We start from the raw sequence: 19,052 nt of genomic DNA on the forward strand, positions 1-19,052 counted from the left end.
GCGTCACGTCATCGGGCAGGCTTGACCCATGGTCACCCCCGACTCCCCGCAGGGGGCGCAGCCGACGGCTGCGCCCCCTGCGGCGTCGGCCGTCGACGCGGCGGACCTCGTCGACGTGACCGCCGTACCGCTCCCCCGTCGTCCCGGCGACCCGCTGCCGACGGCGCACGTCGGTCGCGTGCGCCGGTTCTTCCTGCGCCACCCCCGCGTCATGGACGTCCTGGTCATGGCGTGGTTCGGCGTCCCGGCGTTCATCACGGCGACGTTCATCTCGATGCCGTACCAGGGGCTCGACCCGGCCGTCTACAACGACCAGCTCGGCGCCCCGGTGACCGACCTGCCCTGGGGACCCGGCTACACGGCCGCCGCGCTCGCGGCGGCCGCGGTCGGCACCGCCGCCCTGTGGTGGCGACGCCAGCGGCCCGTGCTCGTGCTGGGCGTCGAGGTGGCGCTCGGGGTCGTGTTCATGCTCGTCATGCAGCAGTCCGGCGGGTTCGAGTACGCCGCGGCGTTCGCGCTCTACGCCGTCGCCGCCGTCCGCGGCTCGCGCCCGGCGTGGGTGGCGCTGGCGATCACCGGGGTGCTGCTCATCGGCGCCATGGTGGCCTCCGAGTCGATCTCGGAGTCGTTCTCGATCGCGATGTCGGAGCCGGCGCCCGAGCTGAGCCCACGCGCCACCTCGATCATGCTCTGGGCGGTGATCGGCCTCGCCGTGCTCACCCCGTCGCTCGTGGCCCTCGCGATCGGCGTCTCCGTGCACAACCGTCGCCGCTACGTCGCGGAGCTGATGGACCGGGCCGACCGGCTGGCGCTCGAGCAGGAGCAGCGGGAGCAGCTCGCCGTCGCCGACGAGCGGGCCCGGATCGCGCGCGAGCTGCACGACGTCGTCGCGCACTCCCTCACCGTCATGATCACGCTGTCCGAGGGGGCGGCCGGCATCGTCGAGCGCGACCCCGCCCGGGCGGCCGGCGTCATGCGCGATGTCGCGCAGACCGGGCGCGACGCCCTGGGCGACACCCGACGCGTCGTCGGCGTCCTGCGCTCCGAGGGCGACCTGACCCTCGGGATCGCCGACGGGCGCTCCCCGTCGTCGTTCGTGACGGACGACGCGCCCCTCGCCCCGGCCCCGACCGAGGCGCTGGACGACCTGGTGGCCCGGTTCCGGGCGGCCGGCCTGCCGGTCAGCCTCACCCGCAGCGGGACCGACCTGCCCGCCGACACCGGGCTGCGGCTCACGGTGTTCCGGATCGTGCAGGAGTCGCTGACGAACGTCCTGCGCTACGCGCCGCTGGCCTCGTCGATCGACGTGACCGTCGCCCGCACGGACGACGCCGTCGAGGTCGAGGTGCGCAACGCGACCGGTCCCGGACCGAGCGCGCCGGCGCCGGGCTCCGGCCGCGGCCTCATCGGGATGCGCGAACGCGTCGTCGTGTTCGGCGGACGGCTCGAGGCCGGACCGACCCCCACCGGCTGGTGCGTCCGCGCCACCCTCCCCTGGAAGGACCCCGCATGATCCGCGTGCTGCTCGTCGACGACCAGGCCCTCCTGCGCACCGGCTTCCGGCTCGTGCTCGAGGCGGTCGAGGACATCGAGGTCGTCGGCGAGGCGGGGGACGGTGCGGCGGCCGAGCAGATGGCCCGCGCGCTCGAGCCCGACGTCATCCTCATGGACGTGCGGATGCCCGGACGCAACGGGATCGAGGCGACGCAGGCCATCACGCAGGCGCTGCCGAGCACGCGCGTGCTCATCCTCACCACGTTCGACCTGGACGAGTACGCCTTCGCCGGGCTGCGGGCCGGGGCCAGCGGGTTCCTGCTCAAGGACACCAAGCCGGCGGACCTGATCGAGGTGATCCGGGTCGTGGCGAGCGGCGACGCCGTGGTCTCCCCGCGGATCACGCGGCGCATGCTCGAGCTGTTCTCCGACCGCCTTCCCGAGGTGGCCGGCGGCACCGACGGCGGGGTCGCGGCCGAGCTGGCCTGCCTGACGCCGCGGGAGCTCGAGGTGCTGACGCTCATCGGGCAGGGGCTGTCCAACGCCGAGATCGCCGCGACGCTCGTCGTGTCCGAGGCGACGGTCAAGACGCACGTCGGCAACGTCCTGGCGAAGACCGGGTCGCGCGACCGCGTGCAGGCCGTGGTGCTCGCGCACGCGACGGGGCTGGTCGGGCCCGGGGCCTGAGACCCGGCGGCGGGTGTTCGGTTCCGTCGGATGCCGCGGTCGTGGCCGCAGACACCCGCGGATGCCGCAGATGCCGCAGCCGCGTCATACCGCGTCGGAGCACGTCCCGGACGTCCGATCGGACACCACGCGCTGGGCCCGGTAGCCTACGGGCGTGACGACGGAGTCGACGACCCAGGCTGACAAGCCGCGGATCGGCGTGCGCGAGCTCACCCCGACCGACGGTGACTTCCTCGTCGACATGGTGGTCGAGGCCGTCAACTGGAGCGGGGAGCACCACACGCGCCGCGGGGTGCTCGGCTCGCCCCGGCTCGCCCGCTACGCGGTCGGCTGGGGCCGGCCGGGCGACCTGGGACTGGTGGCCGTCGACCTCGAGGGGCCGCGCGGGCTCCAGGTCCCGGTGGGCGCCGCGTGGCTGCGCTACTTTCCCAGCAAGGAGCCGGGCTACGGCTTCGTCGCCCCCGGCATCCCCGAGGTGTCGCTGGCCATCGTGCCGGGCTATCGGCGCCGCGGCATCGGTCGCGCCCTCCTCATCAACCTCCTCGCGCGGGCCCGCGCCCAGGGGACGGGGCACGTCAGCCTCTCGGTCGCGCGCGCGAACCCGGCGCTCGCGCTGTACGTGGCGCTCGGCTTCCAGCCCGTGCCGGACGCGCCCGGCGCCAGCGCCGAGTCGGTCACCCTCGTGCTCGACCTGATCCTCCCGGGCTCGACCCGTCCCGAGCCGCCGGACCAGCCGGCCTAGGTCCCGCCCGGTCGCGCGTGCGACCGGGGCCGTCCGCTCCCCGCGGACCCGCCGACCGGCCACCGGGGTTCGCCAGGTCCCCCGGCGCTCCCACCTGGGCCGATGCCGTCCCCGACCGGGTGCGTCCGCGATCGATCCGCGGGGAGCGGACACCCGGCGGCGCTCAGACCTCCGCGTCACCGCCGGTCGAGGCCGGGCCGTCCACCTCGGCGTAGGAGTCGACGACGGCGACGTCGAGCGGGACCAGCCCGGGGAGGTCGAGGTGCGGGAAGAGCAGCACCGACGCGGCCCGAGCCGCCTCCTCGACGATGACGGCCACCTGCGGCGCGAGCTCGCGCGGCGCGTGGACGACGAGCTCGTCGTGCAGGAAGAACGCGAGCTGCGGCGCCTCGTCGTGGCCGAGCCCGTGGTCGCCGGCGAGGCGACGCAGGGCGAGCCGCACGCCGGCCTGCCACGCGAGCACCCACTCGGCCGCCGAGCCCTGGACGACGAAGTTCCGGGTGAACCGGCCCCAGTCACGCGCCCGGCTGCGCGCCCGCGACTCCTCGGCGGCACCGGCGCCCACGTCCGACGCCGCGGCCTGCGTCGCCCGCCACTCCGGGCCGGGGGCCGGGGAGCTGCGACCGAGCCAGGTCGTGACGATGCCGCCCGACTCGCCGGTCCGGGCGGCGGCGTCGACGAGCCCCATGGCGCGCGGGTAGGCGCGGGCTAGCCGCGGCAGCAGGACGGCCGCGCTGCCGGACGTCCCGCCGTAGAGCACGGCCAGCATCCCGACCTTGGCGTGCGCCCTGGTGTCGACGACGCCGGCGTCGACCAGCCCGCCGTACAGGTCGTGCCCCTCACCCGCCGCGAGCATCGCCTCGTCGCGGGACATGGCGGCGAGGATGCGCGGCTCGAGCTGGGCGGCGTCGACGACGACGAGGCGCCACCCCTCGCGCGCGCGGACGGCGTCGCGGATGACGTGGGGCAGCGACAGCGCCCCTCCCCCGCGGCTGGACCAGCGACCGGTGACGACGCCCGCGGGCACGTAGTCGGGCCGGAACCGGTCCTCGGCGACCCAGGCGTCGAGCCACGCCCAGCCGTTGGCCGACATGAGGCGGGCGAGCCGCTTGTACTCCGTCAGCGGCGCGACGACGGGATGGTCGAGGCTCTCGAGCTCCCACCGGCTCGTCGAGGAGACGTCGAGCCCGTTGCGACGCAGCTCGCGCAGCAGGTGCGGGAGCGAGTCGGGGTTGAGGGTCGGCGCGCCGAGGATGCCGCGGACCTCCGCGGCGAGCGCCTCGAGCCTGCTCGGCCGCGCCCCGGGCTGGGACCGCTCGCCGAGCAGGTCGGCCAGCGTCCGCTCGTGCACGTCGCGGCGGAACGGCAGGCCGTCGTGGTGGAGCTCGACGGCCGCGAGCGCCCCCGACGACTCGGCCGCGAGCAGGAGCCGCAGGCGGTGCGCGCTGCCGGGGTGCGTCCCGGCGAGCGCGCGCAGGAGGGACTGCTGGCGACGCCACTCCCCCGCGGCGTCGCGCGCGAGGGCGCCGCCACCGGGCTCCGCCGGCACCGACTCCCCGGCGACCGGCGGGTCGAGGGGCAGGTCGAAGGCGTCCTGGAGGAACGGCGACTCCTGGGCCGACTGGGCCAGCGCGAGCCGCGCCGCCGTGCTCTCGGGTCCGGCCGCCCAGCCGCCGTCCCAGTCGTCCCACGCCGGGTCGGCGCTGAGCGCCGACCCCGGGTCCGCCGGTCGCGCCAGCTCGGAGCCGCGCAGGATCATCCGCGCCAGCCGCAGGTCGTGGCAGCGCGCGACCCTCGTCCCGCCAGCCACCAGGTCCGGGTACCAGGCCGCCGTCGAGTCCCAGACCCAGCGGACCTGTCGCGTCCGGTCCAGGTCGGCGACGACGCCGGCCAGCTCCCGCGCATCGATCTCGCGCTCATCGATGACGCCGGCCTCGCCGGCGTCCTCGTCCGACGCGGCGCTCGACGACAGGACGGTGAGGCGGACGACGTCGCCGTCGGCCCCGCGGTCGGCGGAGCCGTCGTCGCCGGGGCGATCGAGGACGACGACCAGCGCTCCCGCGCTTCCGGTGCCCTCGATCACCGCCGACGTGCTGCCCACGTCCTCAGCGTGCCACCGCCCACCGACATCTCCGCCGACGACCGGTCGCCGCGCCGAGCGGCTACGAGTCGCCCGCCGCGCCACGCCGGATGTGGTCGGCGGTGATCGCGGCGGCCGCGTCGACGGCCTCGACGACGTGTCCGCCCGCGACGATCCGCGCGCACAGCGCGGCGGTGAAGACGTCGCCGACGCCCTTGGCCGTCGACCGCAGCAGCTCGTGCCGGCGGAGCTGGGCGGAGCCGCCGACGAGGACGAGCTCGCCGATCCCGTCGGCGTCCGGCCGCTCCCCGACCTGCCAGCGCAGCCCGGTGACGACCAGCCAGTCGAGCCCGTCGTCCAGGAGCGACGCGGCGGCCTCCAGGAGCGCGTCGCCGGTGAGCTCCTCGATCGGCCGGTCCACCAGGTGCGCCAGCTCGAACAGGTTCGGGACGGCTCCCGTCGCGACGGGCAGGAGGTCGCGGCGCAGGGCGGGGCCGACCGCCGGGTCGTTGTAGAAGCCGACCTCGACGTCGCCCAGCGTCGGGTCGAGGACGAGCTGCGGCACGTCAACCCCCGCGGCGCGGCGCGCGGCGCGCCACCCGTCGTACCACCGCGCCACGACGCCCGCGTGCTCCGGGACGGGCAGGTAGCCGACGGCGACGACCCGCAGCCCGTCGAGCGCCCCGCTCGCGGCCAGGTCGTCGAGGGTGTCGCCGAGCCAGGCGGCCGACATGTCGACGCGGTGCATCGACGGGTAGTGCGGCAGGACGCTGAGGATCGTCGTCGGCAGGGCGGCGCGGCGCAGGCCCGCCGCGGTGTAGACGGGCAGAGCCGCGTTGAGCCCGACGGACCCGTGGACGAGCTGGGAGCCGATCGCCAGGACGTCGACCGTCCGGGTGTCGAGCTCGAGGCCGTGGGCGCCGGCGGCGTCCGCGCTCACGAAGATCACGGGACCGGGCCGTCGTCGCTCGCCACGGTGCCGGGCCAGTACAGGCTGTCCGGCGTGGCGCGAGCGCCGAAGATCGCCTGGCCGACGCGGACGCAGGTCGCGCCCTCCTCGACCGCCGTCTCGTAGTCGCCCGACATCCCCATCGAGAGGTCGCCGGGGCCGACGGCGTCCGGGTCGACGTCGCGGGCCCGGTCGCGCACGTCGCGCAGGACGCGGAAGCAGGCGCGCACCCGCTCCTCGTCGTCGGAGAACACGGCGAGCGTCATGAACCCGCGCACGCGCAGCGCCGAGTAGCGCGGCAGCTCGGCGAGGAAGTCCGGGACGGCGGCCGGCTCGAGCCCGAACTTCGACTCCTCGGCCGAGGTGTTGACCTGGACGTAGACGTCGAGCGGGCGGCCGGCCGCCTGGAGCCGGCGGTCGAGGGCCTCGGCGACGCGGAGGCTGTCGAGCGCCTGGAACTCGGCGGCGAACGCGGCGACGTCGCGGGCCTTGTTGGTCTGGAGGTGGCCGATGACGGACCAGGCGACGTCGAGGTCGGCCAGCTCGCGGTGCTTGCGCGCGGCCTCCTGGACCTTGTTCTCGCCCAGCTCGCGGCAGCCGGCGGCGACGGCCAGGCGGATGCGCTCGCCCGGGACGGTCTTGCTCACGGGCAGGAGCCGGACGTCGGCGGGATCGCGCCCGACGCGCTCGGCCGCCGCCGCGATCCGGGCGCGCACGTCGGCGAGGTTGCGCGCGAAGTCCTCGACGGAGGTGGCCGTCGGGTACCGGCCGGCCGCCACGTCGGCGGCGGGGGTGGGGTGGGACATGGCCCCCAGGCTACGGCGACTCCCCGCATCGGGCGCCTCGGTATCGGGGCGGGGCGGCCGACCTGCGGGCCGCGGCGGCCGGCGTGGGGTCAGCCGGAGGAGTCGTCGCGGCGCGTGAGGGCGATCAGGTCGGCCTCGAGGGCGTCCCGGTCGGCCTGGGTCAGGACGGCGCCCCACAGCGGTCCGGTGTTGCTGCCGTCGGTGGCGGCGATGACCAGGCGGGTCAGCGCCGGGTCGAGCCCGTCGTCGGAGAGCGCGGCGCGCCACCTCGCCGCGTCCTCCTGGGCGAGCCGTTCCAGGCCGGGCTCGAACATCAGGTTGGCGGCGAGGCCGATGGCGTCACGCAGCTCGACGACGTCTCCGGCGTCGGCGAAGCTGACGCGGACGTAGGCGCGGGTGAGCCTGCCCGGCGTCCCCTCGGGCTCCTCTTCGGCAGCCAGCTCGACCTGGCTGCGGAACCGGCCCATCACGTCCCTGGCCAGGCCGTCCAGCAGGGCCTCCTTGGTCGGGTAGTGGTAGAGCAGGCCGCCCTTGGAGACCCCGGCGTCGGCGGCGATGTCGGTCACCGGCACCGCGGTCCCGTGACGGCCGATCAGGCGCGCCGCCGAGGCCAGGATCAGCGCTCTCGTCTCGTCCGCGCTGCGTCCGGCGGTCCGTCCCATGCCCCGGCTCCCTTCTCGTGGGTACGCCCCAAGGATGTCAGTCGTCGGGTGCTCAGTGCTCGACGACGACGGCGCTCCGGCCGTTCGGGATGAGGGTCGCGGCCGCGACGGCGGCCACGACCATCACGGCGCCGGCGATCAGGGTGGTGGACTGCATCGCCGAGACGAAGGCGTGCCGCGCCGCGTCCAGGGCCGGGCTGCCGGGTTCGAGGACCGCAGCGGCCGAGGCCAGCGAGTCCTCGGCCCGCGCCGCGACCTCGCCGGGCAGGTCACCCGGCAGGTCGAGGCCCGAGCGGTAGAACACGGTCATCAGCGAGCCGAGGACCGCGATGCCGAGGGCGACGCCGAGCTCGTAGGCGGTCTCGGAGACCGAGGCGGCGGCTCCGGCCTTGGCGGGCGTGACGGCGGAGACGACCGCGTCGACGCTCAGGGTCTCGGCGACGCCGATGCCGAGGCCGAGCGGGACGACGGCCAGCAGCACCCAGACGAGCTGCTCGCTGCTCTCCAGGGCGGCCAGCAGCCCGAGTCCGACCGCTCCGGTCACCAGCGCGACGGCGATGGCCCGCCCCCGCCCGAGCCGCGAGAGGAGGAGCCCGACCAGCGCGACGGCCGCCATCGCCGAGAGCGCCGTCGGCAGCTGCGCGAGTCCCGCCTGGAGCGGGCTGAGACCGCGAGCGAGCTGGAGGTACTGGGAGAAGAAGAACAGCACGCCGCTGAGGGCGAACACCGAGATGAAGTTGACCAGCACGGCGCCGCTGAAGGCGGGGTTGCGGAACAGGCCCACGTCGATCATCGGGGAGGCGACCCGGCGCTGACGCCGCACGAACAGCGCTCCCCCGACGATGCTGACGACGATCGCGGCCGCGGTGGTCAGCTCGAACCGGCCGCCGGCGACCTGCTTGATCGTGTAGACGAACGGGATGATCGCGAGCATCGACAGGCAGCTGGAGACGAGGTCGAACCTGCCCGGGGCGGGATCGCGGGACTCGGGCAGCAGCCAGGCGCCGAGGCCGATCACCAGCGCCATGACGGGCAGGTTGATGAGGAACACCGAGCCCCACCAGAAGTTCTCCAGCAGCACCCCGCCGACCAGTGGGCCGAGAGCGATGCCGCTGGCGGCGGCCGCTGACCAGATCGCGATCGCGCGCGTGCGCTCGATCGGGTCGGTGAAGAGGTTGCGGATCAGCGACAGCGTCGACGGCATGATCGTGGCGCCCGCCACCCCCAGCAGCAGGCGTGCCGCGATGAGCACCTCCGGCGTCGGGGCGAACGCCGCGAGGATCGTGGCCAGACCGAACCCGGCGGCCCCGATCAGCAGCAGCCTCTTGCGACCGATCCGGTCGGCCAGGTTGCCCATCGTGACCAGCAGACCGGCCAGCGCGAGGGAGTAGATGTCCCCGATCCAGAGGACTTGGGACGCCGTCGGGGACAGGTCGGCCGTCAGCGACGGAACGGCCAGGTACAGCACGGTCGCATCGATGGCCAGCAGCAGCACGGCTCCCACCAGCACGGCGAGCGAGGCCCACCGCCTCGCCGGGGTCATCAGGTCGTTCATCGTCTTCCTCCTCGTGGAACTCCGGAGAACTATACCGTCTCGCCGGTACAGTTTCATCCGTGCGACGAGTCCGGGCGAGCTCGTGGTGGGACCGAGGCCGGCGGATCGGCCGGGCGCCCGCCCATCGTCCGCCCCGGGGACGACGGGCCAGCGGGGCGCCGCCGGGCGCGGCTCCGGCGGCGCGCTGGGCCGCGCGGGGAGTCAGTCGGGAGCGGGCGGTTCGACGTCGTGCCCCCGACGGGAGTCGAACCCGCACTGAACCGGGTTTAAGCCAGCTGCCTCTGCCATTGGGCTACGGGGGCACCGCCGAGGCTAGTCGGTCAGGCGCGCGTGCCGATCCCCGGCGGCACCGGCAGGTCCTCGCGGCTGGGCGGCTCGGCGGCCGCCGCCACGAACTCCGCCCGCGGGTGGCTGACGCCACCGAGCGCGACCGGCTCGCGCCGGAACAGGATCGCCGTCGTCCAGTCCAGGACGATGCGGACCTTCCGGTTGAGCGTCGGCATGGCCCACAGGTGGTAGCTGCGGTGCATGAACCAGGCGATCGGCCCGCGCATCTTGACGCCGAAGATCTGCGCGACGCCCTTGCCGAGGCCGAGCGACGCCACCGTCCCGAGGTTCGCGTGGACGTATGGGACGAGGGTCTCGCCGCGCAGGTCGCGGACGATGTTGTCGCCGAGGTGCTTGGACTGGCGCACCGCGTGCTGCGCGGTCGGCGCGCACAGGGCCCCGTCCCCCTTGGCGAGGTCCGGGACGGCGGCGCAGTCACCAGCCGCCCAGGCGTTCTCGACGACCTCGCCGTTCTCGTCGACGACCTGGAGGTTCGCGTTGCACCGGATGCGGCCGGCCTCGTCGAGCGGGAGGTCGGAGCGGCGCATGATCGGGTTGGCCTTGACCCCGGCCGTCCACACGATCGTGTCGGAGTCGAACTCCTCCCCGTTGGACAGCACCACGTGGCCGTCGACGCACGAGTTGAGGAACGTCCCGAGCTTGATCTCGATGCCGCGCCCGCGCAGCTGCTCGAGCGCGTAGCCACCGAGCTCCTCACCCAGCTCGGGCAGGATCCGGTAGCTCGCCTCGATCAGGACGAACCGCAGGTCGTCGCGGTCGATCGAGTCGAAGTCGCGGCAGGCGTCGCGGCACATGTCCTCGATCTCGCCGAGCGCCTCGATCCCGGCGAAGCCGCCGCCGACGAACGTGAAGGTGAGCATCCGCCGGCGGACCTCGGGGTCCCAGGTCGACGCGGCCGCGTCGAGCATCCCGAGGACCTGGTTGCGCAGCGCGAACGCCTCCTCGACCTGCTTGAAGCCCATGCCGACCTCCTTGAGGCCGGGGATCGGCAGCGTCCGGGCGACCGCGCCGAGGGAGACGACGAGGTGGTCATAGCGCACCCAGTACGAGTCCCCGTTGACCGGCGTGATCTCGGCCGCGCGCAGGTGGTGCTGGATGGCGGTGATCGCGCCGGTGATGCACGTGGTCCCCCGCAGCTCGCGCCGGTGCGGTGCGACGACGTGGCGCGGCTCGATCGAGCCGGCCGCCGCCTCGGGCAGGAACGGCTGGTACGTCATGTACGAGCGGGGGTCGACGACGACGATCGCCGCGTCCTGCCGGCCGAGGTGCTGACGGAGGCGGATGGCCGTGTAGAGGCCGACGTACCCGCCGCCGAGGATGAGGATCCGGGGCGTCTTGCGCGCTGCGGCTCGAACCGTTGGGGCAGTGGAGGACGTCATGAGATCCATGTTAGGTGGGCCTTATGACCCAGGGAACGGGCATCCCTGTGTGCATCGTCACCCACGGGGCACGGCGAATGACCCGCTGGGTCACACCGACGGGTCGAGGGACTCGACGTCCGGACGGCCATCGACACCGCCCGCTGACGACATGGCGCGGCGAGTGCGTCGAGAGAGAGCTCGGGCGAGCAGGACCCCGACGAGAGCAAGGGCCACTCCGCAACCGAGCACGATCGCAACGGCAGCCACGGCCAGCGCCGTGGCCAGAGCCTCCGAGGAGTCGATGACCGCTCTCGGCACCTCGGCGCGCACGGCACCGAGCAGGACAGACCACAGCGCATAACCAATCGCCAGCCCGACAAGGCCTCCCAGGAGACGACCAAGAGGTTCAGGTCTCATGCGATCGAACCGTACCAGGTCTACTTGCTCCGCACCCTGAACAACCGATACGGGCTCAGCTCCACGAGGCTGCGACATATGAAACATCACATAGCGGCCTGACTCCCCGATCGCGTGACACCGCGTCCTTCCAGACCTTCGTTCGCACGTTGTACTGAGCACCAAGGCCACCTGCCGACGTCACCCATGTGGTGGTCTGAACCACCTGCCCCTTCTCCATCTTGGGACACGCGTTCGTCCTCCCCGTCAACGTCGTGCGGACGTCACTGAAGACAGACCAGCCGAGGACGAGGGCGCCGACGAAGCGAACGGCGCGCCCCTGAGGAGCAAACGTGAGAATGGCACCCGGGATGTGTTGGGCGACGGCGTTCGCCGCCGCGAGCCCGGGCGAGACAACTGTTGTCGTCGTCCGCATGCCGGGGTCGATCAACACATGTCGCTCGAGCGACTCCGATGGGCGAGCCAAAGCGAAGACCACGCGGACCAGCATCGGCGAGGCTGGCGGCGGCGACAACGTCACCGTCCGAGGGCCAGCCTTTCCTGTGATGCTCGTCAGACCATGACTCGCGTTGCTGCGAGAGGCGTTCGCGTACTTCCACGAGACGGTGATTCCCACCTGGCTCGGTATGTCGCGCTTCACGTTGAACGCCACCGTGATGGAGCGGTTGCCGTTCACCTTCACGCTGGTCACTGAGATGTAGGTATCAAGAACCGGACTGGCCGCAGAGGCAGGGACTAGAGCCGCCGGCACGACGACGGCCGCGAGCACCAGCGACACCAGCAGGACGAACGCGCGGACGAGGACGGGGTGAGCTTGCGATGAGAACGAGGGTTCGTGCGCCATACCGACGCAGATTTCACGTCGATCTGGCCCTGGTACAGGGTCTTGACATGTTCTTGTCAGGGTTATGACGCGAAACAGTCAGGTCGTCTAGGTTGGAATGGTTCGAGAGAAACTGGAGGGAACAGTGCTGACCGACAGGCAACTTACGGTTGTCCGGCGCGCCGCAGACGGCTGGACCACTGCCGCGATCGCTCGGGCAGTCGGCATCTCCCCCGAAACCGTCGCACGAGACCTCGCCCACGCTGCCGAGCGGGTAGGCGCCAAGAACAGGACCCATCTAGTGGCGAGACTCTATGAGCTGGGCATCCTCGGTGCTCGACAGGCGCGTCCAAGCGGCGAGGTCAAGCCGATCGAGAACGCACGACGACGGCCAACGTCCTCCCACGCAACGCCCTGACGTCGTCACCCGCGGCGCGCTCCGGCCCCTCACTCCGGATCGGTCACGTCCGCCGACGTCGCACCGATGGCGGGCAGCAGCTCGTCGGCGTCGACCGTGACGCCGACACCGTGCGCGCCACCGCCGAGGGAGATGGTCCCGGCGATCGACGCGTCGGCGACGACGGGCAGGGGCCGGATCGTGCCGAGCGGCGTGATCGTGCCGCGCTCGAAGCCGGTGGCCGCGAGCGCCGTGGCGGCGTCCGGCATCGACAGCCGGTTGACGCCCAGCAGCGCGCGCAGCTTCGGCCAGGAGATCGTGCGGTCACCCGGCACGAGGACGAGCAGGAAGTCGTCCTCGCCGCGGCGCACGACCATCGTCTTGACCAGCCGGTCGGGCGTGACGCCGCGGGCGGCGGCCGCCTCGGCGAGCGAGCCGACCCGGCCGTGCCGCGTCACCGAGTGGGGAACGCCGAGACGGTCGAGCGCCTCGCGGACGCGGGTCTCGCCGTCGACGGGTCGGGGGTGCTCGCTCATCTCCCGATTATCGCCGCCGCCGACGCCCCGTAGCCGCACCGCCCGGACGCCGCCGCCCCGCCCGAGCGACCGCCCGACCTCAGGGCCCCGCCGTCGCCTCCGGCGCGGCACCGGCGCCGGTCGACGCCTCGGGCTCGGGCGTCGTCACCGTCTCCGCGTCGGGCTCGGTCTCCCCCGTCGGCGCGGCCGACGGCTCGGCCGCACCGGCCGTGGGCTCCGGGCTCGGCGTCACCGCGGCGGGCTGCTCGAACCCCGGCAGCGGCAGGAGCGAGGGCTGTGGCCAGACGGGCTGCGCGAGGTCGGCGCCGGTCGGGAGCCGCAGGTTCCCGTCCTCGTCCCGCTCGACCGCCGGGTAGCCACCCTCGTCCCGGTTGATGAAGACCAGCGGGTACTGGTTGACGGCGGTGTCCTCGTCGAACAGCGCGAGGGGCACGTCCTCCGACCACCACGCCGCCTCCTCCGGGTCGACGTCGTTCCACGTCCGGCGGCCGTCCCACGGGGACGAGAGCACCACCCAGCGCCCCGCCTGGTCCACGATCCGCACGTCGGGGAGCGGTTGTCCGTCGGGACCGTAGACGAACAGGTTCGTGGCGGCGGCGCCGTCGATGTAGACGCCGTTCGAGCGCTCGTCCAGACCCATCACGTACGCCGCGTGCTCCCTGCCGGAGTAGTCGGTCGTGGTGATCGACGTGACGTTCACCAGCGCCACGAACGCCGCGACGCCGCCGACCCAGCTCGCGAGCAGCCCGAGCCGCCGGGTCCAGCGCCCCTGCCAGTACCTCCCCCGGCCGAGCTGCACGGACAGCACGACGAACGTCAGCAGGACCAGCCAGCCCAGGAGATGGCCCGGCAGGTAGAGGTGGCGGTAGCTCGCGACCTGGCGCCCGAGCAGCGCGAAGCCCACCACGTACCAGCCCCAGCCGCGCGCGACCCACCAGACCGGCCGCAGGACCGCGAGGATCTCGAGCCCCGTCCGCGCGAGCGGGTTCGCCTCGGCGAACGCCTCGACCCGCGCCCGCACCCGCTGCCGCCGGGCCGCCAGCCGCTCGCGCATCGTCGGGCGCGGGACGGCGGCGCCGTCGGCGTCTCCGTCCCCGATCTCGACGCCCGCGGCCGAGGCCAGCTCGGCGGCGTAGGCGTGCGGGGCGCCGAACCGCGCCTCGAGTGCGTCCGGGTCGAGCGAGGCGAGCGCCGCGCCGGGGCGCTCGCCGTCGTCGCCCTCGGTGAGCTCCAGCTCGTCGAGCACCGCCTCGGTGAGGTCGGCCTCGAGGCCGTCGGTCAGGTCGTCGACGACGTCGGGCGTGAGCGGGTGCAGGGCCGCGCGGACGCGGGCGGCGTAGAAGGTGACGGCCTCGGAACGGGTCAGGGTGCTCATCTCAGGCCTCCGCGTCGGCGAGCAGGTCGGACAGGGTGGCGGAGAACTCGTCCCACTGCTTGGCCTGGTGGGCCAGCGCGGTCCGCCCCTGCGGGGTGACTCCGTAGTACTTGCGGTGCGGCCCCTCCTCCGAGGGGACGACGTAGCTGGTGAGCGAGCCGTTCGCGTACAGGCGACGCAGCGTGCCGTAGACCGAGGCGTCGCCGACCTCGGCGAGGCCGGCCGCCCGGAGCTTGCGCACGACGTCGTAGCCGTAGGAGTCCTCACGACGGACCACGGCGAGGACGGCGACGTCGAGCACCCCCTTGAGGAGCTGAGTGGTGTCCATCGGACCTCCCGGATCAGGCGCTCCCACCTCGGAGCGGTGTTCGTGACGACACAGTAGCGCGGAATGCGAAGTAGTGCGCGGAACACAGCCCGGCACGGCGTGTCCGACCGTCAGCGCAGGGAGAGGGCGATGCCGTCGAGGATGTCGTGCTCGCTCGTCACGACGCTGGCGAGCTCGCCGCCCGCGGCCTCGACCTCGGCGAGCACGCGCGAGACCACCTCGAACCACACCAGCGCGCCCGCGCCGATGACGTCGACCCGGCCGGGCTGCAGGTAGGGCAGCTCGCCGCGCTCGGCCCGGGTCAGGTGCAGCACGTCCTGCGCCGCGGCGAGCACGATCCCGGCGGGCAGGACGGCCCCGTCGATCCGCTCGCGCACGTACGAGGGCAGGCGCTGCGCGTGCGCCGTGAGCGTCGTGACCGTTCCCGCGACGCCGATGAGCGTCGCGGTCTCCCCCAGCGGGACCGCGGCGGCCGCGCGGTCGAGGGCCTCGCGCGCGTCGGCGGCGGCCGCGTCGATCTCGGCCTGGGTGGGCGGATCGGAGTGCAGGTGCCGCTCGTGCAGCCGCACGGAGCCGACGTCGAGCGAGATGGCCGCGACGGGCTCGCGCTCGCCGAGGACGAGCTCCGTCGAGCCGCCGCCGAGGTCGACGACGAGGTAGGGACCCGGGTGCTCACCGGAGGCGACGGACACCGCCCCGGCGAACGACAGCTCGGCCTCCTCGGCGCCGGTCACCACCTCGGGGCGGATCCCGAGGATCTCCTCGACGGCGCCGGCGAACTCACCGGCGTTCTCGGCGTCGCGGGTCGCCGACGTCGCGACGAACCGGGTGCGCTCGACGTCGTGCGCCGCGATCAGCTCCGCGAACTCGCGCAGCGCGTCGAGGGTCCGGCCCAGCGCCTCCGGGTCGAGTCGGCCGGTCCGGTCGACGCCCTGGCCGAGCCGCGTCACCGTCCCGGTGCGGACCACCTCGGTGGTCGTTCCGACGCCCGGGAGGACGTCGGCGATGAGGAGGCGGACGGTGTTCGTCCCACAGTCGATGGCAGCAACGCGAGTCACGACGAGGAGCCTATTGCGCCCCACCGACATCCGACGCGTCGCGGTCGCCGTCCGACCCACCCCGGGTCGATGTCGTACCGTCGTGCGACTCTCTGGGCATGACCAGTCCGGACGGGGCGCGAGCCACCGTCATCCACGCCGATCTCGACGCGTTCTACGCCTCGGTCGAGCAGCGGGACTCGCCCCGGCTGCGGGGGCGCCCCGTCGCGGTCGGCGGCGGCGTCCTGCTGGCGGTGAGCTACGAGGCGAAGCGGCTGGGCGTCCAGGCGCCGATGGGCATCCGTCAGGCGCGCGGGCTGTGCCCCGACCTCGTCGTCGTCCGACCGCGGTTCGACGCCTACACGGCGGCGTCGCGCGCGGTGTTCGAGATCTTCCGGGACACGACGCCGAACGTCCGCGGCGTCTCGATCGACGAGGCGTTCCTCGACGTCGCCGGCCTCCGCCGGATCGACGGGGCGCCCAGCGACATCGCCGCGCGGGTCCGGCGGCGGGTGCGCGAGGAGGTCGGGCTGGCGATCACCGCCGGCGTGGCGCGGACGCCCTTCCTCGCGAAGGTCGCGAGCGGCGTGGCCAAGCCGGACGGGCTGCTGGTGGTCGAGCCGTGGGAGGAGGCGGCGTTCCTCGGCCCGCTCCCGCTCGGCCGGCTGTGGGGCGTCGGACCGGTGACCGCGCGCCGGCTCGCACGGTTCGGCCTGTACACCGCCGGCGACGTGGCCGACCTCGACCTCGGCCTCCTCGTCGGGATCCTCGGACCGGGCGGCGGCCACCACCTGTACCGCGCGGTCCACGGGCTCACGCAGACGCGCGTCCACGCCGAGACCCGCCGCTCGATCGGCGCTCAGCACGCCCTGGGGAGCCGGCCGCGTCCGTGGCGGGAGGTCGAGGGCGTCCTGCTCTCGCTCGTCGACCGGGTGTGCGAGCGGCTACGGTCGGCGGGGCTGCTGGCCGGGGGCGTCGTCGTCCGGCTGCGCTACGGGGACTTCACCCGGGCCAGCCGCTCGCACCGGCTCGGACATCCCACCGGATCGACGGCGCGCGTGGCCGAGACGGCCCGACGGCTGCTCGATCGCGACGTCGCGACGATCGCGCGACGCGGGCTGACGCTCGTCGGCGTCGCCCTGACCGACCTGTCGGACGCGGGCGCCTACCAGCCGATGCTCGGGGAGCCGACGACGACCCTCGACGCGACGGTCGACGGGCTGCGGACGCGCCACGGCCGAGGCAGCCTCACCCGGGCCAGCCTGCTCAGCCGGCCCCCGCCGTGAGGTCGAGCGAGTCCATCAGCACGGACCAGGCGGCCGCGAGGTCGGCCTCCTCGCAGGACATGATGAGCGAGAAGGACCGCTCCCCGTTGCGCGCCAGGAGCATGTTCGCGGCGATACCACCGGGCAGCCCCGCCATGGCCGAGCCCTCGACGACGACCTCGACGCCGTCGATCGTCCTGGTCGAGACCGTCTCGCCGTCCCGCGCGGGGTACTCCCCGTCGGGGATCTCGCCCGCCACGATCGTGACGCTCGCGACCGGGTCGGCCCGCTCGGCCGAGAAGTCGAACCCGCCGTCGTCGGTCGCGACGAAGCCGTCCGGGAGCAGGAAGGCGAGGCCGAGGTGGTCGACGTCGAACGCCGCGGTCGCGTCGGCCGTGGCGGCGGTCCCGGCCGTGGTGGTCCCGGCGGCGGGCGACGCGGCGTGCCCGGCGTCCGACGGCCGCACGCAGCCGGTCAGCAGGAGACCGAGGAGAAGGGCGCCAAGGACGGCCCGGCGGCGGTGCATGGCGCCATGCTAGGGACGGCGGGGCTCCGTGTCCCGGGGACGCCCGCGGATCGCCTCCCGCCGATCCTCCGGCGGGGTGAGAATGGGGGGACGCGCACCCGAGGAGGAGCCATGGCCCGCAAGCAGCGTCCACACGAGAGTCCGCACGAGCGGTGGGAGGACCTCGGCCGAGGCAAGCGCCGCGCGATCGTCGTGCTCGGGGCCGTCCAGGTGTCGCTCACCGCGTGGGCGGCGTACGACCTGTGGCACCGGCCGGCCGAGCAGGTCAAGGGCGGGCACAAGCTGCCGTGGGCGCTGTCGCTCGCGGTCAACTGGGTCGGGCCGATCACCTACCTGGCCGCGGGGCGCGTCAAGCCCTAGCCCGCGGTCACGCCGGAGCCGGTCGGCGCCTCAGCAGGTGCAGCGGGTCGGGCGCCACTCGTCGGCGATGAGGTCGAGCGCCTCGTCGCCGAGCGGGTTGACGCCGCGCCCCCGCGCGAGCGCGTGCCCGACGAGCACGTGGAGGCACTTGACGCGCGCGGGCATCCCGCCGGCCGAGATGCCGGTGATCTCGGGGACGTCGCCCAGCTCGGCGCGCCGGTCGAGGTAGTCCTCGTGCGCCGCCCGGTAGCGGGCGGCCAGCTCGGGGTCCTCGGCCAGCCGGTGCGTCATCTCGGCCATGACGCCGTTCGCCTCGAGCGTCGACACCGCGGCCACCGCGCCCGGCGCCGTGAGGTAGTAGGTGGTCGGGAACGGCGTGCCGTCGGGCAGACGCGGGGCCGTGCGCACGACCGTCGGGCGTCCGCAGACGCAGCGCGCGGCCACCTCGACGACGCCGCGGGGCACGCGGCCGAGCTGCTCGGCAACCGCCGCGAGGTCCGCCTCGTCGACACGGCCCTCCCCCGACGCCTCCCCACCGGACGACGCGGACGCGGCCGGCGCGGACGCGGCCGGCGCCTCGACCGCCACCGCGCCCTCGCGGGCATCGGTGCCGGGCAGGTCGCGGTGCGCGCGCACGCCGGCGACGCCGGGCGTCGGCTGGCTCTCGGGGTCGATCACCCCACCATTGTCGCCGAGGACGACGCGGCGGAGCACCGGGAGCTGCCGGCGAGCGGGAGGGCCGGGCCGAGCCGACGCGTCAGCCCGCGGCGCCGCCCTCGCCCGGATCGGTGCCGGTGGCATCGGTGCCGGTGGCCGGGTCGGCCCCCTCGCCACCCTCGGCGGGAGCCTCGTCCGTCCCGGCCGGCGCCTCGTCCGACGCGGCTCGCTCCGCCGCCTCGGTCCGCATCGTCTCGGCGGCCGCGCCCGCGACGTCGACCGAGTACCAGACCGACACGTACCAGGGATCGGCGACGGACGGCTCGTAGCCGGCGCGGCTGTCGCCGTCGTCCTCCGTCGACGTGCCGTCCCCGGTCACCGTCTCGGGATCGATGACGCGGTAGAGCGTCTCGCCCGGCAGCGTGTAGGAGAACCGGTCGCGCGCCTGGGCCTTGATGAACTCGGGGTCCTGCCACCGCGCGAGCTCCGCCTCGGTGGCCGCGATCCGCTCCTGCGTCTGCGCGAGCTGGCCGTTGAGCTCCCGCAGCTGCTCCTGCTGGGCGACGTACGCCCGCAGCGTCGGGGCCAGGATGATGAACGCCACGAGCAGCGCGAGGACCACGCCGAGCGTGCGCATCGTGAAGCGC

Annotated in this window: 21 protein-coding genes and 1 tRNA gene; 6 read left to right on the forward strand and 16 right to left on the reverse strand. The window is 74.2% G+C overall.

What is annotated here, in order from left to right; all coding sequences use genetic code 11:
- The first annotated feature begins 28 nt into the window (after positions 1 to 28).
- The 3 genes from EDD28_RS02000 (at position 29) to EDD28_RS02010 (ending at position 2,923) form a co-directional block, all read left to right on the forward strand.
- A complete protein-coding gene (locus EDD28_RS02000; protein ID WP_123738103.1) occupies positions 29 to 1,513 on the forward strand; it encodes a sensor histidine kinase in 1,485 nt (494 codons plus the stop codon).
- Positions 1,510 to 2,181: a response regulator gene (locus EDD28_RS02005; RefSeq protein ID WP_123738104.1), complete on the forward strand. Its 672-nt coding sequence runs from the start codon at positions 1,510 to 1,512 to the stop codon at positions 2,179 to 2,181. The genes EDD28_RS02000 and EDD28_RS02005 overlap by 4 nt, the downstream gene beginning before the upstream one ends.
- Positions 2,182 to 2,335: 154 nt before the next feature.
- Positions 2,336 to 2,923: a GNAT family N-acetyltransferase gene (locus EDD28_RS02010; protein WP_245967876.1), complete on the forward strand. Its 588-nt coding sequence runs from the start codon at positions 2,336 to 2,338 to the stop codon at positions 2,921 to 2,923.
- Between the two features lie 163 nt (positions 2,924 to 3,086).
- Here the strand turns inward: EDD28_RS02010 and EDD28_RS02015 are convergent, their stop codons facing one another.
- From EDD28_RS02015 to EDD28_RS17115, 9 genes are all read right to left on the reverse strand, one after another.
- Positions 3,087 to 5,024, reverse strand: coding sequence for a bifunctional 3'-5' exonuclease/DNA polymerase (locus EDD28_RS02015; protein ID WP_245967877.1), 1,938 nt, complete (start codon positions 5,022 to 5,024; stop codon positions 3,087 to 3,089).
- Positions 5,025 to 5,085: 61 nt separating this feature from the next.
- Positions 5,086 to 5,943 carry a bifunctional hydroxymethylpyrimidine kinase/phosphomethylpyrimidine kinase gene (locus tag EDD28_RS02020; RefSeq protein ID WP_148059517.1) on the reverse strand — a complete coding sequence of 286 codons (858 nt, stop codon included), beginning with the start codon at positions 5,941 to 5,943 and terminating at the stop codon, positions 5,086 to 5,088.
- Between the two features lie 5 nt (positions 5,944 to 5,948).
- Positions 5,949 to 6,758, reverse strand: coding sequence for a YggS family pyridoxal phosphate-dependent enzyme (locus EDD28_RS02025; RefSeq protein ID WP_123738106.1), 810 nt, complete (start codon positions 6,756 to 6,758; stop codon positions 5,949 to 5,951).
- Positions 6,759 to 6,847: 89 nt separating this feature from the next.
- Positions 6,848 to 7,420 (reverse strand): TetR/AcrR family transcriptional regulator, encoded by a 573-nt coding sequence (locus EDD28_RS02030; RefSeq protein ID WP_123738107.1) that lies wholly within the window; start codon positions 7,418 to 7,420, stop codon positions 6,848 to 6,850.
- Between the two features lie 52 nt (positions 7,421 to 7,472).
- The gene (locus EDD28_RS02035; RefSeq protein ID WP_123738108.1) at positions 7,473 to 8,975 is read right to left on the reverse strand and encodes an MFS transporter; all 1,503 of its coding nucleotides are present in this window, start codon (positions 8,973 to 8,975) and stop codon (positions 7,473 to 7,475) included.
- A gap of 229 nt (positions 8,976 to 9,204) precedes the next feature.
- Positions 9,205 to 9,277 (reverse strand) — tRNA-Leu (locus EDD28_RS02040).
- An 18-nt stretch (positions 9,278 to 9,295) separates the two neighbouring features.
- The gene (locus EDD28_RS02045) at positions 9,296 to 10,702 is read right to left on the reverse strand and encodes an NAD(P)/FAD-dependent oxidoreductase (protein WP_123738109.1); all 1,407 of its coding nucleotides are present in this window, start codon (positions 10,700 to 10,702) and stop codon (positions 9,296 to 9,298) included.
- Between the two features lie 90 nt (positions 10,703 to 10,792).
- On the reverse strand, positions 10,793 to 11,101 hold the full coding sequence (locus EDD28_RS02050; RefSeq protein WP_148059518.1) for a hypothetical protein: 309 nt from the start codon (positions 11,099 to 11,101) through the stop codon (positions 10,793 to 10,795).
- 55 nt (positions 11,102 to 11,156) lie between these two features.
- A complete protein-coding gene (locus EDD28_RS17115; protein ID WP_148059519.1) occupies positions 11,157 to 11,945 on the reverse strand; it encodes a hypothetical protein in 789 nt (262 codons plus the stop codon).
- A gap of 97 nt (positions 11,946 to 12,042) precedes the next feature.
- Here EDD28_RS17115 and EDD28_RS18180 point away from each other — a divergent pair, with 97 nt between their 5' ends.
- A complete protein-coding gene (locus EDD28_RS18180; protein ID WP_123738112.1) occupies positions 12,043 to 12,342 on the forward strand; it encodes a response regulator transcription factor in 300 nt (99 codons plus the stop codon).
- Positions 12,343 to 12,371: 29 nt separating this feature from the next.
- Here the strand turns inward: EDD28_RS18180 and EDD28_RS02065 are convergent, their stop codons facing one another.
- From EDD28_RS02065 to EDD28_RS02080, 4 genes are all read right to left on the reverse strand, one after another.
- Positions 12,372 to 12,857 carry an aminoacyl-tRNA deacylase gene (locus EDD28_RS02065; RefSeq protein WP_123738113.1) on the reverse strand — a complete coding sequence of 162 codons (486 nt, stop codon included), beginning with the start codon at positions 12,855 to 12,857 and terminating at the stop codon, positions 12,372 to 12,374.
- Positions 12,858 to 12,936: 79 nt separating this feature from the next.
- Positions 12,937 to 14,232 carry a hypothetical protein gene (locus EDD28_RS02070; RefSeq protein ID WP_123738114.1) on the reverse strand — a complete coding sequence of 432 codons (1,296 nt, stop codon included), beginning with the start codon at positions 14,230 to 14,232 and terminating at the stop codon, positions 12,937 to 12,939.
- Between the two features lies 1 nt (position 14,233).
- Positions 14,234 to 14,560, reverse strand: coding sequence for a PadR family transcriptional regulator (locus tag EDD28_RS02075; protein ID WP_123738115.1), 327 nt, complete (start codon positions 14,558 to 14,560; stop codon positions 14,234 to 14,236).
- A gap of 110 nt (positions 14,561 to 14,670) precedes the next feature.
- The gene (locus EDD28_RS02080; protein ID WP_281272542.1) at positions 14,671 to 15,618 is read right to left on the reverse strand and encodes a Ppx/GppA phosphatase family protein; all 948 of its coding nucleotides are present in this window, start codon (positions 15,616 to 15,618) and stop codon (positions 14,671 to 14,673) included.
- Between the two features lie 98 nt (positions 15,619 to 15,716).
- On the opposite strand from EDD28_RS02080, the gene dinB reads away from it, so the two are divergent.
- Entirely contained in the window at positions 15,717 to 16,883 is a 1,167-nt protein-coding gene (gene dinB, locus EDD28_RS02085) for a DNA polymerase IV (protein WP_123738116.1), read from the forward strand.
- Here the strand turns inward: dinB and EDD28_RS02090 are convergent.
- Positions 16,864 to 17,388 (reverse strand): hypothetical protein, encoded by a 525-nt coding sequence (locus EDD28_RS02090; RefSeq protein ID WP_123738117.1) that lies wholly within the window; start codon positions 17,386 to 17,388, stop codon positions 16,864 to 16,866. The two genes, dinB and EDD28_RS02090, sit on opposite strands and share 20 nt — an antisense overlap.
- 111 nt (positions 17,389 to 17,499) lie before the next feature.
- Here EDD28_RS02090 and EDD28_RS02095 point away from each other — a divergent pair, with 111 nt between their 5' ends.
- On the forward strand, positions 17,500 to 17,748 hold the full coding sequence (locus EDD28_RS02095; protein WP_123738118.1) for a PLDc N-terminal domain-containing protein: 249 nt from the start codon (positions 17,500 to 17,502) through the stop codon (positions 17,746 to 17,748).
- 30 nt (positions 17,749 to 17,778) lie between these two features.
- Here EDD28_RS02095 and EDD28_RS02100 read toward each other — a convergent pair whose 3' ends face one another.
- On the reverse strand, positions 17,779 to 18,213 hold the full coding sequence (locus EDD28_RS02100; RefSeq protein ID WP_245968021.1) for a DUF501 domain-containing protein: 435 nt from the start codon (positions 18,211 to 18,213) through the stop codon (positions 17,779 to 17,781).
- Between the two features lie 292 nt (positions 18,214 to 18,505).
- Positions 18,506 to 19,042: an FtsB family cell division protein gene (locus tag EDD28_RS02105; protein ID WP_123738119.1), complete on the reverse strand. Its 537-nt coding sequence runs from the start codon at positions 19,040 to 19,042 to the stop codon at positions 18,506 to 18,508.
- Positions 19,043 to 19,052 lie beyond the last annotated feature (10 nt).

Origin of the sequence: Salana multivorans, from assembly GCF_003751805.1 — a bacterium.
GTDB classification, from domain to species: domain Bacteria; phylum Actinomycetota; class Actinomycetes; order Actinomycetales; family Beutenbergiaceae; genus Salana; species Salana multivorans.

Bases quoted from the DNA above. Each gene is read 5' to 3' on its own strand.
- EDD28_RS02050 (WP_148059518.1), bottom strand. From the start codon at position 11,101: ATGAGACCTGAACCTCTTGGTCGTCTCCTGGGAGGCCTTGTCGGGCTG.
- EDD28_RS02095 (WP_123738118.1), top strand. From the start codon at position 17,500: ATGGCCCGCAAGCAGCGTCCACACGAGAGTCCGCACGAGCGGTGGGAG.
- EDD28_RS02005 (WP_123738104.1), top strand. From the start codon at position 1,510: ATGATCCGCGTGCTGCTCGTCGACGACCAGGCCCTCCTGCGCACCGGC.
- EDD28_RS02025 (WP_123738106.1), bottom strand. From the start codon at position 6,758: ATGTCCCACCCCACCCCCGCCGCCGACGTGGCGGCCGGCCGGTACCCG.
- EDD28_RS02090 (WP_123738117.1), bottom strand. From the start codon at position 17,388: ATGCACCGCCGCCGGGCCGTCCTTGGCGCCCTTCTCCTCGGTCTCCTG.
- EDD28_RS02045 (WP_123738109.1), bottom strand. From the start codon at position 10,702: ATGACGTCCTCCACTGCCCCAACGGTTCGAGCCGCAGCGCGCAAGACG.
- dinB (WP_123738116.1), top strand. From the start codon at position 15,717: ATGACCAGTCCGGACGGGGCGCGAGCCACCGTCATCCACGCCGATCTC.
- EDD28_RS02105 (WP_123738119.1), bottom strand. From the start codon at position 19,042: ATGCGCACGCTCGGCGTGGTCCTCGCGCTGCTCGTGGCGTTCATCATC.
- EDD28_RS02075 (WP_123738115.1), bottom strand. From the start codon at position 14,560: ATGGACACCACTCAGCTCCTCAAGGGGGTGCTCGACGTCGCCGTCCTC.
- EDD28_RS02070 (WP_123738114.1), bottom strand. From the start codon at position 14,232: ATGAGCACCCTGACCCGTTCCGAGGCCGTCACCTTCTACGCCGCCCGC.
- EDD28_RS02035 (WP_123738108.1), bottom strand. From the start codon at position 8,975: ATGAACGACCTGATGACCCCGGCGAGGCGGTGGGCCTCGCTCGCCGTG.
- EDD28_RS02030 (WP_123738107.1), bottom strand. From the start codon at position 7,420: ATGGGACGGACCGCCGGACGCAGCGCGGACGAGACGAGAGCGCTGATC.
- EDD28_RS17115 (WP_148059519.1), bottom strand. From the start codon at position 11,945: ATGGCGCACGAACCCTCGTTCTCATCGCAAGCTCACCCCGTCCTCGTC.
- EDD28_RS02000 (WP_123738103.1), top strand. From the start codon at position 29: ATGGTCACCCCCGACTCCCCGCAGGGGGCGCAGCCGACGGCTGCGCCC.
- EDD28_RS02065 (WP_123738113.1), bottom strand. From the start codon at position 12,857: ATGAGCGAGCACCCCCGACCCGTCGACGGCGAGACCCGCGTCCGCGAG.
- EDD28_RS18180 (WP_123738112.1), top strand. From the start codon at position 12,043: ATGGTTCGAGAGAAACTGGAGGGAACAGTGCTGACCGACAGGCAACTT.